The sequence below is a fragment of the Pasteurella sp. XG20 genome (genome assembly GCF_018968665.1).
In the GTDB taxonomy this organism is placed as follows: Bacteria; Pseudomonadota; Gammaproteobacteria; order Enterobacterales; family Pasteurellaceae; genus Pasteurella; species Pasteurella multocida.
In genome coordinates, this window is record NZ_CP076656.1 from 197,079 (window position 1) to 210,547 (window position 13,469).

12 protein-coding genes are annotated in these 13,469 nt (G+C 41.4%); all 12 read left to right on the forward strand.

All coding sequences use genetic code 11. The features are described 5' to 3' along the window. Window positions 1–14 precede the first annotated feature (14 nt). The 12 genes from ispC to KPF51_RS00945 all read left to right on the forward strand — a co-directional run bounded on the left by ispC (window position 15) and on the right by KPF51_RS00945 (window position 13,469). Window positions 15–1,232 carry a 1-deoxy-D-xylulose-5-phosphate reductoisomerase gene (gene ispC / locus KPF51_RS00890; RefSeq protein ID WP_172452380.1) on the forward strand — a complete coding sequence of 406 codons (1,218 nt, stop codon included), beginning with the start codon at window positions 15–17 and terminating at the stop codon, window positions 1,230–1,232. Between the two features lie 49 nt (window positions 1,233–1,281). Then, entirely contained in the window at window positions 1,282–2,004 is a 723-nt protein-coding gene (gene uppS / locus KPF51_RS00895; protein ID WP_005725086.1) for a polyprenyl diphosphate synthase, read from the forward strand. A gap of 16 nt (window positions 2,005–2,020) precedes the next feature. After that, complete coding sequence (locus KPF51_RS00900; RefSeq protein WP_005752429.1) at window positions 2,021–2,890, forward strand: phosphatidate cytidylyltransferase; 870 nt, start codon at window positions 2,021–2,023, stop codon at window positions 2,888–2,890. A 21-nt stretch (window positions 2,891–2,911) separates the two neighbouring features. Continuing rightward, window positions 2,912–4,240, forward strand: coding sequence for a sigma E protease regulator RseP (rseP, locus tag KPF51_RS00905; protein WP_005755678.1), 1,329 nt, complete (start codon window positions 2,912–2,914; stop codon window positions 4,238–4,240). Window positions 4,241–4,269: 29 nt separating this feature from the next. Continuing rightward, on the forward strand, window positions 4,270–6,645 hold the full coding sequence (bamA, locus tag KPF51_RS00910; protein ID WP_211599547.1) for an outer membrane protein assembly factor BamA: 2,376 nt from the start codon (window positions 4,270–4,272) through the stop codon (window positions 6,643–6,645). A gap of 108 nt (window positions 6,646–6,753) precedes the next feature. After that, window positions 6,754–7,335: an OmpH family outer membrane protein gene (locus KPF51_RS00915; RefSeq protein ID WP_005719521.1), complete on the forward strand. Its 582-nt coding sequence runs from the start codon at window positions 6,754–6,756 to the stop codon at window positions 7,333–7,335. After that, window positions 7,335–8,363, forward strand: a complete 1,029-nt coding sequence (gene lpxD, locus KPF51_RS00920; protein WP_005725095.1) for a UDP-3-O-(3-hydroxymyristoyl)glucosamine N-acyltransferase — start codon at window positions 7,335–7,337, stop codon at window positions 8,361–8,363. Before KPF51_RS00915 ends, lpxD begins: the two co-directional genes overlap by 1 nt. 105 nt (window positions 8,364–8,468) lie before the next feature. Beyond that, window positions 8,469–8,927, forward strand: a complete 459-nt coding sequence (fabZ, locus tag KPF51_RS00925) for a 3-hydroxyacyl-ACP dehydratase FabZ (RefSeq protein ID WP_005719526.1) — start codon at window positions 8,469–8,471, stop codon at window positions 8,925–8,927. A 17-nt stretch (window positions 8,928–8,944) separates the two neighbouring features. Then, a complete protein-coding gene (gene lpxA, locus KPF51_RS00930) occupies window positions 8,945–9,733 on the forward strand; it encodes an acyl-ACP--UDP-N-acetylglucosamine O-acyltransferase (RefSeq protein ID WP_005719528.1) in 789 nt (262 codons plus the stop codon). 75 nt (window positions 9,734–9,808) lie between these two features. Continuing rightward, window positions 9,809–10,987, forward strand: coding sequence for a lipid-A-disaccharide synthase (gene lpxB / locus KPF51_RS00935; protein WP_005725097.1), 1,179 nt, complete (start codon window positions 9,809–9,811; stop codon window positions 10,985–10,987). Between the two features lies 1 nt (window position 10,988). Continuing rightward, window positions 10,989–11,582, forward strand: a complete 594-nt coding sequence (gene rnhB, locus KPF51_RS00940; RefSeq protein WP_005725099.1) for a ribonuclease HII — start codon at window positions 10,989–10,991, stop codon at window positions 11,580–11,582. 30 nt (window positions 11,583–11,612) lie between these two features. After that, entirely contained in the window at window positions 11,613–13,469 is a 1,857-nt protein-coding gene (locus KPF51_RS00945) for an SLC13 family permease (RefSeq protein WP_005755681.1), read from the forward strand.

A 13,469-nucleotide genomic window follows, 5' to 3' on the forward strand; every position in this document is an offset into this window, starting at 1 on the left:
ATCGTTTTTTATTAATGAGTATTAGTTATTTTATGAAAAAGATCGTTATTTTAGGTTCAACTGGATCAATTGGTACCAGTACTTTATCCGTGATTATACATAATCCTGATAAGTACCAAGTGTTTGCGTTAGTTGGTGGACGTAATGTAGAGCTAATGTTTCAACAATGTTTGACATTCCAACCGTCGTTTGCTGCGTTAGATGACGATGTCGCAGCCAAAATGTTGGCGGAGAAACTGAAAGCCCACCAAAGCAAAACAACAGTCTTAGCAGGACAGCAAGCCATTTGTGAGTTAGCGGCACATCCTGAAGCAGATATGGTAATGGCTGCGATTGTGGGGGCGGCGGGATTATTGCCTACTTTGTCTGCGGTGAAAGCTGGAAAACGTGTACTATTAGCAAATAAAGAAGCCTTGGTAACTTGCGGGCAATTATTTATTGATGCAGTGCGTGAATCTCAAGCACAATTGTTACCAGTAGATAGTGAACATAATGCGATTTTCCAATCCCTTCCGCCTGAAGCGCAAAGACAAATTGGGTTTTGCCCGCTTTCTGAATTAGGGATCAGTAAGATTGTGTTAACGGGATCCGGCGGTCCATTCCGTTATACCCCTCTGGAGCAATTTGAACAGATCACCCCAGCACAAGCAGTTGCGCATCCTAATTGGTCAATGGGGAAAAAGATCTCTGTCGATTCCGCTACCATGATGAATAAAGGGTTGGAATATATTGAAGCACGCTGGTTATTTAATGCCTCGGCAGAGGAAATGGAAGTTATTATTCATCCTCAATCCATTATTCATTCTATGGTACGTTACATCGATGGGTCCGTGATTGCACAAATGGGGAATCCTGATATGCGTACACCGATTGCGGAAACCATGGCATATCCAAGTCGGACCGTTGCTGGCGTTGAGCCCTTGGATTTTTACCAACTGAATGGATTAACCTTTATTGAGCCAGACTATCAACGTTATCCTTGTTTAAAATTAGCCATTGACGCATTTTCAGCCGGACAATATGCCACGACAGCAATGAATGCAGCGAATGAAATCGCGGTAGCGTCTTTCTTAGACAATAAGATTAAATTCACAGATATTGCGCGACTAAATCAGTTAGTCGTGAGCAAATTGCAGCCACAAAAAATTCATTGCATAGAAGATGTACTTGAGGTAGATAAAAAGGCAAGGGAATTATCTCAGTCAATCATTTTAAGTTTTTCACATCCGTAAGCCTTGTGGTATAGTGGCGAAAAAAGTGCGGTCAGAAATTTGAGAGAATATGGTAGAACTTGATCCAAATAATATCCCACAACATGTTGCGATTATTATGGATGGAAATGGGCGTTGGGCACAGCAAAAGGGCAAAATGCGCATTTTTGGTCATAAAAATGGGGTGAAAGCCGTGCGAGAGGCGGTTTCTTATGCCCGAAAAGTGGGCATTAAAGTTTTAACACTCTATGCGTTTAGTAGTGAAAACTGGAACCGCCCAAAAAAAGAAGTGAATGCATTAATGGCGTTATTTATGCAAGCGTTAGATCTTGAAGTTAAAAAGTTGCATAAAAATAATATTAAATTGAATATATTAGGGGATGTAACGGGGTTTAGTGCCAGCTTGCAGAATAAAATTCATCAGGCCGAGAAATTAACTGAAAACAATACAGCTTTAACCTTAAATATTGCAGCGAACTATGGCGGTTGCTGGGATATCGTGCAAGCTACAAAATCGCTCGCACAACAGGTTAAAGAGGGCAAGTTAGCCGTTGATGAGATTAATGCGCAAGTATTACAGCAAGCTTTGGTTACCAAAGAGCAGCCACAAGTCGATTTATTAATTAGAACGAGTGGTGAACAACGAATTAGTAACTTTTTATTATGGCAAATCGCGTATGCTGAGCTGTATTTTTCTGATGTACTTTGGCCAGATTTTAATGAAAAGGAATTTAACGAAGCAATTATTGCTTATCAACAACGCCACCGACGCTTTGGTGGTGCAGAAGAATAATAAAGAGGATTAGATTGTGCTTAAAGAACGTGTTTTGTCAGCGATCATGTTAATTGCAATAGTATTTATTGCATTGTTTTTCTTTTCACCCTTCTATTTTGCACTTGCAGTAGGTGTTGTCGTTATTCTCGCTGTTTGGGAGTGGACGCAATTTGCGCATTTCAAATGGTCTTTCTGGCGTTTAGGTTTAACGGGTTTATCCGCAGCCTTTCTATTTCTTTGGATTTATGGTGAAAGTGACTATTTAAATGCGGGTCGTGTGTTTGAAAATACGCTCTCACTTCTTTTATTCTCTTCTGTGCTTTGGTGGTTTGTCGCCTTAGGCTTAGTGATAAGTTATCCCAAAGGGGCGACCTATTGGGGAAAAAACAAATTATTGCAATTTGTTTTTGCCTTTTTAACCTTAGTGCCTTTCTTTGCTGGCGTGTTACGTTTACGCTTAGCACATTATGTAACAGATCCCTATCACGGTTTAATTTTATTACTCTATGTTTTCATTCTTGTTTGGAGCGCGGATTCGGGAGCATATTTTGCTGGGCGCCAGTTCGGCAAAAATAAACTTGCACCAAAAGTTTCTCCCGGTAAAAGTTGGGAAGGCGTGATCGGTGGCTTAGTCACAGCAGGAATTCTAGCCAGTATTTTTATTCACTTCACGCAAGAAAGTTTGCTTTCTGGTATCTCAATACCTGCTTTCATTGCCCTTTCTGTTGCCACTGTTGCTGTATCAATATTAGGTGATCTCACCGAAAGTATGTTTAAACGTCAAAGTGGCATTAAAGACAGTAGTCAGCTCATTCCGGGACATGGTGGTATTTTAGATCGGATTGATAGTTTAACGGCGGCCGTTCCGTTCTTTGCTTATTTTTACTTTTTCGTGATTTCATGATGCATTAGGAACAACAGATTTATGTCATTTTTATGGTCATTTGCGTCGTTTATTATTGTTATTGGTGTACTTGTTGCAGTCCATGAGTATGGGCACTTTTGGGCTGCGAGAAAGTGCGGTATTCAGGTTCATCGTTTTTCAATTGGTTTTGGTAAAGTACTTTGGTCGCGCACGGATAAACAGGGAACCGAATTTGTCATATCTGCGATTCCACTCGGTGGTTATGTCAAAATGCTAGATGGACGTAATGAAGTGGTTCCGCCTGAATTGAGCTCACGTGCATTTGATCAAAAAAGTGTACTACAGCGCGCTTTCGTGATTGCAGCAGGTCCTATCGCGAACTTCTTATTTGCGATTCTGGCATATTTTACGATTTATACTGTGGGTATCCCGACAGTAAAACCTGTCATTGCGGACATTTCATCAAATTCTATTGCTGCCCAAGCCCAGATTGAACCGAATACACAAATTATGGCGGTAGATGGCACAAAAGTGAGCGATTGGGAAACCATTAATATGTTGTTGGCAACTAAGATGGGAAATGATGAAATTCACCTAACGTTATCGCCTTTTGGCTCGTCTATTGAGCAACATAAAGTACTCAATACGAAAGACTGGCGTTTTGATCCTGAAAAAGAAAGTGCCATGAGCTCACTTGGTCTGCAACCTGTGAGAACTAAAGTGGACATGATTTTGTCTAAGGTCGAGGTCAATTCACCTGCCGATAAAGCAGGCTTAAAAGCCGGTGATCGCATTTATGCGGGAGAGCAGTTAATTAGTTGGCAACAATTTGTACAGTTTGTACAAGAAGGAAAACCGTTTAATGTTAAGGTTGAACGTGATGGTCAGTTTTCCTTTGTTGTTCTGACACCAGAATTAAACAAAAAAGGACGCTGGTATGTGGGGATTGCGCCGACGGCTGCCCCGATCTCTGATGTATATCGAACCGAATTAAAATATGGTATTCTTGAGGCCTTACAGAAAGGGGTTGAGAAGACGATACAGCTTTCATGGTTAACGATAAAAGTGATTGGCAAGCTCTTTACCGGTGATCTGGCTTTGAAGAATTTAGGTGGTCCGATTTCTATTGCGAAAGGTGCGGGCATCTCTTCTGAAATTGGGTTGATTTATTACCTCGGTTTTATGGCATTGATCAGTGTGAATTTAGGCATAATGAACTTATTTCCATTACCTGTTCTTGATGGTGGTCATTTAGTCTTTTTAGCGGCTGAGGCGGTCCGAGGTAAACCACTCTCAGAACGTATTCAAAATTTGAGTTATCGAATTGGTGCAGCGATATTAATGGCTTTAATGGGATTTGCACTCTTTAATGATTTCTTACGTTTATAATTAATTTTACTCACAGGATAACATTCACGATGAAAAAACTTTTAATTGCGAGCTTATTATTTGGTTCAACCACTGCATTTGCTGCGCCGTTTGTAGTGAAAGACATTCGTGTTGACGGTGTTCAAGCAGGTACAGAAGGAAGTGTATTAGCTACACTTCCTGTTCGTGTTGGGCAGCGAGCAACAGATAACGATATTGCTAATGTGGTACGAAAATTATTCCTGAGTGGGCAATATGATGATGTGAAAGCAAGTCGCGAAGGGAATACTTTAGTTGTGACAGTCATGCCTAAACCTGTTATTTCAAACGTCGTGATTGACGGTAATAAATCGATTCCTGATGAAGCAATTAAACAAAACTTAGATGCGAATGGCTTTAAAGTCGGTGATGTATTAAACCGTGCTAAATTAGAAGAATTCCGGAAAGGGATTGTCGAACACTACAATAGTGTCGGTCGCTATAATGCGAAGGTAGAGGCTATCGTGAATACACTACCAAATAATAGCGCGGAAATTAAAATTCAAATTAATGAAGATGATGTTGCGCTATTTAAAGAAATTATTTTTGAAGGTAATCAAGCGTTTAGCAGCAGTAAATTAGAAGATCAAATGGAACTTCAAACAGATGCATGGTGGAAATTGTTTGGTAACAAATTTGATCAAACCCAATTCAATAAAGATTTAGAAACCTTACGTAGCTATTATTTAGATCGTGGTTACGCGCAATTCCAAATTTTAGATACTGATATCAAATTAAGTGATGATAAAAAAGAAGTGCGTGTCATTATTAAAGTGAAAGAAGGTGACTTATATACAGTGAAAAGCGCGCGTATTCTAGGGGATGTGGGTGGCATGTCAGCAGAACTTGCCCCGATTTTAGATACGATTCAACTAAATGGTCTTTTCCGTCGCGCAAACGTATTGGAAGTTGAACAACGCATCAAATCGAAGTTAGGTGAAAGAGGTTATGCGACTGCGCAAGTCAATGTTCACCCGACATTTGACGAACAAGATAAAACGATTTCGTTAGATTTTATTGTTGAAGCAGGCAAAAGTTATACGGTTCGCCAAATTCGTTTTGAAGGCAATACAAGTAGTGCAGATAGCACCTTACGTCAGGAAATGCGTCAACAAGAAGGCGCTTGGCTATCCTCGGAGTTGGTTGAGTTAGGTAAATTACGTTTAGATCGTACGGGGTTCTTTGAGAGTGTAGAAACCAAAACAGAAGCTATCCCGGGTTCTGATCAAGTCGATGTGATTTATAAAGTCAAAGAGCGTAATACGGGTAGTATTAACTTTGGTATTGGTTATGGTACAGAAAGTGGGTTGAGCTACCAAGCCAGTATTAAACAGGATAACTTCTTAGGAATGGGATCTTCTATTAGTTTAGGTGGGACGCGTAATGACTACGGTACTACAATCAATCTTGGTTATAATGAGCCGTACTTTACCAAAGATGGTGTGAGCCTCGGTGGCAATGTTTTCTTTGAAGAATATGATAGTTCCAAAAGTAATACCTCTGCGGCTTATGGACGGACTAGCTATGGTGGTAATTTGACACTAGGCTTCCCAGTGAATGAGAATAACTCATATTATCTTGGTGTGGGCTATACGTATAATAAATTGAAGAATATCGCGCCAGAATATAATCGTGATTTATATCGCCAATCAATGAAATATAATGACTCTTGGACCTTTAAATCGCACGATTTTGATTTGTCTTTTGGTTGGAATTATAACAGTCTTAACCGTGGCTATTTCCCAACCAAAGGGGTACGTGCCAATATTGGTGGACGAGTGACCATTCCGGGCTCAGACAATAAATATTATAAACTCAATGCAGAAGCACAAGGGTTCTATCCGTTAGATCGTGAACATGGTTGGGTACTTTCAAGCCGTATTAGTGCCTCTTTTGCTGATGGATTTGGCGGTAAGCGTTTGCCGTTCTATCAATATTATAGCGCAGGCGGTATCGGGAGTTTACGTGGCTTTGCCTATGGTGCGATTGGACCAAATGCAATTTATCGTACACGTCAATGTCCTGACAGCTATTGTTTAGTCAGTAGCGATGTGATTGGGGGGAATGCAATGGTCACCGCCAGTACCGAACTCATTGTCCCAACACCATTTGTCGCAGATAAAAATCAAAACTCAGTAAGAACTTCTTTGTTTGTGGATGCCGCAAGTGTGTGGAATACGCGTTGGAAAGCAGCGGATAAGGCAAAATTTAGTCATATAAAATTACCAGATTACAGTGATCCAAGTCGCGTTCGTGCTTCAGCTGGGGTGGCGCTTCAATGGCAATCGCCAATTGGACCGTTAGTGTTCTCTTATGCGAAACCTCTTAAGAAATACCAAGGCGATGAAATTGAGCAGTTCCAATTCAGCATTGGTGGGACGTTCTAATAATCGATTGGAACTTATGTAAAAAATTGTAGTCTAAACAGCCATCTGTGCCGTCAGCGTTCGGCACAGTATTTATTCATATCTTTATTGAAATAGGAAAAGAAACCAATGAAAAAAGCAGTCAAAGTTACCGCACTTTCTTTAGCATTAGCCTTTACTTCGTCTTTAGCCATGGCCACAGAAAATATTGCATTTATCAGTGGGGATTATTTATTTCAAAATCACCCAGATCGTAAAATGGTGGCAGAAAAATTAGAGTCAGAGTTTAAAGCCAGAGTAGAAAAACTCACTGCAAATAAAAAAAGCATTGATGAAAAAATTGCCGCTTCTCAAAAGAAAGTTGAAGCTAAAGTTGCTGCATTACAAAAAGATGCCCCGAAATTACGCAGTGCAGATATTAAAAAACGTGAAGAAGAAATCAATAAACTCGGCAATAGCGAGCAAGAAGCGATCAATAAGCTCGTTACTGCACATGATGAAGAAGTCAGTAAATATCAAGACGATTATGCAAAACGTGAACGTGAAGAAACCGCAAAATTAGTGGATAGCATTCAAAACGCGGTAAATACGGTTGCAAGAGAGAAAAACTACACATTAGTACTGAATGAAGGGGCAGTCGTGTTTGCTGCAGATGCAAAAAATATTACTGAAGATGTTCTAAAAGTCATTCCTGCGACACAGGCGAAATAATGCAAGTTTATTCCCTCCAAGAATTAGCACAACAGATCGGCGCTACCATTCGTGGTAACGCCGATGTTGTTGTAGAAAGTATTGCGCCTTTAGATAAGGCGACAGAAAAACAGCTTACCTTTATTTCTAATCCTAAGTTCCGTTCCTTACTGGCACAATCTCATGCCGGGATTTTGGTGGTGTCAGAAGCGGATGTGGCGTTTTGTGCAGAGCAAAGTAATTTATTGATTGTAAAAGATCCGTACGTGGCTTATGCCGTTCTAGCACAATATATGGATAGCACGCCGAAAGCTGCGAGCGGCATTGCCGCCAGTGCGGTGGTATCGGCTAGTGCTGTGATAGGAAAAAATGTCTCAATTGGTGCCAATGCGGTGATTGAAGACGGGGTAACGCTTGGTGATCATGTAGTCATTGGTGCTAACTGCTTTGTCGGCAAAAATAGCAAAATTGGTGCTTATACCCAGCTATGGGCAAATGTCAGTGTTTATCATGAGGTTGAAATAGGGCAACATTGTTTAATTCAATCTGGTGCAGTGATTGGTAGTGATGGTTTTGGTTACGCCAATGATCGTGGGCGTTGGATTAAAATTCCACAAGTTGGACAAGTCATTATTGGCAATCATGTCGAAATTGGCGCTTGCACTTGTATTGATCGAGGTGCGTTAGATCCAACGGTCATTGAAGATAATGTGATTATTGATAATCTTTGCCAAATTGCGCATAACGTCCATATTGGGACCGGGACTGCAGTTGCTGGTGGGGTGATTATGGCTGGTAGCTTGACCGTCGGACGCTATTGCTTAATTGGTGGTGCCAGTGTGATCAATGGACACATGGAAATCTGCGATAAAGTGACGATTACAGGCATGGGGATGGTGATGCGTCCAATTACTGAACCCGGCGTGTACTCTTCGGGTATCCCATTACAAACGAATAAAGAATGGCGTAAAACCGCTGCATTGACGTTAGGCATTGATGCGATGAATAAACGGTTAAAAGCCTTAGAAAAGAAATTCGAGAAGAAATAAGCGTGAAACGAACCGCACTTTTTTGTGGTGCGTTTTGTATTCAGCACGTAAATACCGTATAATTTTGAATGTTTTATCGTTTTATTTTTATTGGAAGGTACTATTGTGACAACTGAAACTACCACAACAAAAATCATTGAAGCAAATGAAATTATGAAATTGCTTCCTCACCGTTATCCTTTTTTATTAGTGGATCGTGTGGTGGATTATGAAGAAGGTAAATGGCTTAAAGCTGTAAAAAATATTAGCGTAAATGAGCCTTGCTTTACGGGACATTTCCCAGAACAACCGATTTTTCCGGGTGTGTTGATTTTGGAAGCCATGGCACAAGCGACGGGGGTGCTCGCCTGTAAAACTTACCGTCAATTAGAAAATGAAATTTATTATTTTGCTGCAATTGATAATGCGCGCTTTAAACGTCCTGTGTTACCTGGTGATCAAATGGTGTTAGAAGTTCACTTCTTGAAAGAACGTCGCGGTATTACGCGTTTCACTGGTGTGGCAACCGTAGATGGTCAAGTGGTGTGCGAAGCAGAATTAATGTGTGCTCGTCGTCCCGCATAATAAGCAAGGAGTAAAATATGATCCACCCAACCGCACAGATTCATCCTACCTCAATTGTGGAGGCCGGAGCAAAAATTGGTGAGAATGTTGTTATCGGTCCCTTTTGTCTTGTTGGTGCAGAAGTCGAAATTGGTGCAGGTACGATCTTACATTCGCATGTTGTCGTCAAAGGCATTACTAAGATTGGGCGCGATAACCAAATTTTTCAATTCGCCAGTATTGGCGACACCAACCAAGATTTAAAATACCAAGGTGAGCCAACCAGAACGATCATCGGTGATCGTAACCGCATTCGTGAGAGTGTGACGATTCACCGTGGTACAGCGCAGGGCGGTTCTGTGACGGTAATTGGTGATGATAACTTATTGATGGTGAATGTGCATGTAGCACATGATTGCCGCATTAAGAATCGTTGTATTTTAGCCAATAATGCAACATTAGCTGGGCATGTTGAGCTCGATGATTTTGTGATTGTTGGTGGGATGTCTGCGATTCATCAATTTGTCATTGTCGGCGCACACGTGATGCTAGGTGGTGGTTCAATGGTCAGCCAAGATGTACCACCTTATGTGATGGCGCAAGGCAATCACGCAAAACCGTTTGGTGTGAATATTGAAGGCTTGAAACGTCGTGGTTTTGATAAACCGACCCTACATGCGATTCGCAATGTGTATAAACTGATTTACCGCAGTGGCAAAACGTTAGAAGAAGTGATGCCCGAAATTGAACAAGTGGCGGCAAAAGAATCAGCGATTAGCTTCTTTGTTGAGTTTTTCAAGCGTTCAACACGCGGAATTATTCGTTAATTAAGCGAAATTTGACTCAAATCGACCGCACTTTTTTCCTGAGAAGTGCGGTTGTTTTTTATCTAGGATTGAGAGATGAAAGAAATACATAAACAGCCGCCGACGATTGCCATTGTTGCCGGCGAAGTGTCGGGTGATATTTTGGGTGCTGGGCTTATCCGCAGTTTGAAAGTTCAGTATCCTCATGCACGCTTTATTGGGATCGCGGGGCCTCGAATGTTGGCAGAAGGCGCGGAAACCTTGGTAGATATGGAAGAGCTTTCAGTCATGGGATTAGCCGAAGTGGTGAAACACTTACCCCGTTTATTGAAAATCCGCCGTCAATTAATTCACACCATGTTGCAAGAAAAGCCAGATATTTTCATTGGTATTGATGCGCCGGATTTTAATATCGACGTTGAATTGAAGTTAAAAGAAAATGGCATCAAAACCATACATTATGTCAGCCCTTCCGTTTGGGCTTGGCGTCAGAATCGTATTCATAAAATTGCCAAAGCGACGCATCTCGTTTTAGCTTTTTTACCTTTTGAAAAAGCATTTTATGATCGTTTTGAGGTGCCTTGCCGTTTTATCGGTCATACGATGGCAGATGCGATCGCATTAAAACCAAATCGTCAGGAAGCTTGTGAATATTTAAATCTTGATGCAAGCCAGCGTTATGTGGCGATACTTGTTGGAAGTCGTGGTTCAGAAGTTACCTTTTTAGCGGAACCTTTTTTGCAAGCGGCTAAATTGTTAAAACAACAATATCCCGATATTCAATTCTTGGTTCCATTGATTAATGCTAAGCGTCGTGAACAATTTGAACAAATTAAAGCGCAAGTCGCGCCAGAATTAGAGCTGATCTTGTTAGACGGAAAGGCTCGCCAAGCCATGATAGCCGCAGAAGCAACCTTATTAGCGTCAGGGACGGCAGCGCTAGAAGCCATGTTATGTAAATCGCCGATGGTGGTGGGTTATCGTATGAAAGCAACCACTTACTTCTTAGCAAAGCGCTTAGTGAAAACAGAGTATGTTTCCTTACCGAATTTATTGGCGAATGAAATGTTGGTACCAGAGCTTATCCAAGAGCAATGTACAGCAGAAAATCTTGCTGAAAAACTGGCGCTTTATTTAAGCCAAGAAGAAAGCGCGTTACAACAACGTCATGCATTAATTCAACGCTTTACGGATTTACACAAGTTGATCCAATGTGATGCAGATAAACAAGCGGCACAAGCTGTGATTGCATTACTCGAACAAGAGGATAAATAACATGGTATTTGAATATCCCAAAGGGGTTGAACTCATTGCAGGTGTGGATGAAGTCGGGCGCGGACCTTTAGTGGGCGCGGTTGTGACGGCAGCGGTGATTTTAGATCCTCATCAACCTATTTTAGGTCTCAATGACTCGAAAAAGCTGTCTGAAAAAAAACGCCTTTTGTTAGCCGAAGAAATTAAGCAAAAAGCCTTAGCTTGGAGTTTGGGGCGCGCAGAAGCAGAGGAAATTGATCAATTAAATATTTTGCATGCCACCATGTTAGCGATGAAAAGAGCGGTCGAAAATTTGAAAATTCAACCGCACTTTGTGTTAGTGGATGGCAATCGTGTGCCAGAGCTTATGATCCCCGCACAAGCGATTGTGAAAGGTGATGGACTGGTGGCAGAAATCAGCGCTGCTTCCATTTTGGCGAAAGTCGCACGCGATCAAGAAATGGCTGAGTTAGATAAACGCTATCCGGAATATGCCTTTGCGCAACATAAAGGTTACCCAACGGCGTTGCATTTAGCCAAATTAGCCGAGTTGGGACCTTTAGCCCAGCATAGACGTAGTTTTGCGCCTGTGCGAAAATTACTCAATACTTTATAATTCATCTATTTATTTTGTGAGGAGTTTAACGTGGAGCTCAGCTTACAAGCACCTTTCTGGACAAGTTCGTTATTTTGGGTCTTACTGCTCTTATTTGGCGCGATTGTCTTATTTGTACGTAATAAAATCCGCATGGATGTGGTGGCATTATTAGTGATTGTCGCCTTTGCTTTAAGTGGCATTTTAAGTGTAAATGAAGTTTTAGCCGGCTTTAGTGATCCTAATGTCATTTTGATTGCATTACTTTTCATTGTCGGAGAAGGAATTGTACGTACCGGGATTGCTTATCAAGTGAGTGAATGGTTATTAAAAGCCTCGAAAAATAATGAAACCAAAGTGCTAATTTTGTTAATGCTCGCGGTGGCGGTACTCGGTTCGTTTATGAGTTCGACAGGGATTGTGGCGATTTTTATTCCAGTGGTGTTAGTCATTTGTCAGCAAATGAATATCTCACCGAAACGGCTTATGATGCCACTGAGTGTCGCTGGTTTAATTAGTGGCATGATGACCTTGATTGCCACTGCTCCTAACTTAGTCGTCAATGCGGAATTGATTCGTAATACGGATTTTCGTTTTCACTTCTTTGATTTTACCCCTATCGGTCTAGTCGTACTGACCATGGGGATTTTATATATGTTAGTGGCGCGCCGTTGGTTAACTGATCCTGAAGAACAAACCAAAAAAGATACCAGTCGACGCTCAATGAATGATTTGATCGATGAGTATGGGCTACGTGAGCGGACCAAACGACTGGTTGTCAAAAAAGGCTCGCCATTCATTGGGAAAAATTTAGACGAACTTCATCTGCGTTCTAGTTATGGCTTAAATGTGTTAGCTATTGAACGTTGGAAACGATTTAGACCGATGTTTATTGCCGCGCTAGGCACCTCTGAGATTCGTGAGAAAGATATTTTAATGATGGACAGCAGTCATCCTGAATTCGATTTAGAGCAGTTTTGCCAAGAAAATCATTTAGAAATGGCGGAAATTCGTAGCCAAAGTTTCTCACAACAAGCGAAATCCATTGGCATGGCAGAAATCACACTTGTACCAGATTCCGATTGTATTGGAAAAACCACATCGGAGTTGCGTTTTCGTTCACAATTTGGTTTAAATGTGGTGGGAGTGAAACGTGATGGTGAAGTCTTAGTCGGTAATTTTTCGGATGTCAGTTATGCTTTAGGGGATTTGATTCTCGTCGTCGGGGATTGGAAAGCCATTGCACAGATGCAGCATCATGCGAAAGATTTTTATGTTTTAAACTATCCGCTTGAAATGGAAAGAGCTGTCCCCGCCGCCACACAAGCACCCCATGCGGTATTTGCGATTTTAACCATGGTGGTATTAATGGTGAGTGGGGTTGTACCGAATGTGATTGCTGCCCTGATTGCGTGCTTAATGCTCGGTTATTTCCGTTGTGTCGATGGGAAAAGTGCGTATGAATCGATCCATTGGTCAAGTTTAGTGTTAATTGTGGGCATGATGCCTTTTTCTATCGCTTTGCAAAAAACCGGTGGTGTAGATTTAGCGGTGAAATTAATGTTAGATGCAGTGGGGGGATTAGGTTTACATGCGGTGTTAATGAGTTTATTTTTACTCTGCGCAGCGGTGAGTCTATTCATTTCTAATACCGCAACGGCTATTTTAATGGCTCCCATTGCGATTACCATCGCCCATCAATTACAAGTATCACCGATGCCATTTGCGATGATTATTGCAGTCGCAGCCTCCGCTGCATTTATGACGCCAGTGTCCTCCCCTGTGAATACCATGGTATTAGGTCCCGGTGGGTATAAATTTGCGGACTTTGTTAAAGTTGGTGTACCTTTCACTTTATTAGTGATGATCGTAAGTGTCTTTTTAATTCCTTTACTGTTCCCATTCTGA

Coding starts and splice junctions, on each gene's coding strand:
- bamA (WP_211599547.1), top strand. CDS start 4,270: ATGAAAAAACTTTTAATTGCGAGCTTATTATTTGGTTCAACCACTGCA.
- uppS (WP_005725086.1), top strand. CDS start 1,282: ATGGTAGAACTTGATCCAAATAATATCCCACAACATGTTGCGATTATT.
- lpxB (WP_005725097.1), top strand. CDS start 9,809: ATGAAAGAAATACATAAACAGCCGCCGACGATTGCCATTGTTGCCGGC.
- lpxA (WP_005719528.1), top strand. CDS start 8,945: ATGATCCACCCAACCGCACAGATTCATCCTACCTCAATTGTGGAGGCC.
- rnhB (WP_005725099.1), top strand. CDS start 10,989: ATGGTATTTGAATATCCCAAAGGGGTTGAACTCATTGCAGGTGTGGAT.
- ispC (WP_172452380.1), top strand. CDS start 15: ATGAGTATTAGTTATTTTATGAAAAAGATCGTTATTTTAGGTTCAACT.
- lpxD (WP_005725095.1), top strand. CDS start 7,335: ATGCAAGTTTATTCCCTCCAAGAATTAGCACAACAGATCGGCGCTACC.
- rseP (WP_005755678.1), top strand. CDS start 2,912: ATGTCATTTTTATGGTCATTTGCGTCGTTTATTATTGTTATTGGTGTA.
- KPF51_RS00915 (WP_005719521.1), top strand. CDS start 6,754: ATGAAAAAAGCAGTCAAAGTTACCGCACTTTCTTTAGCATTAGCCTTT.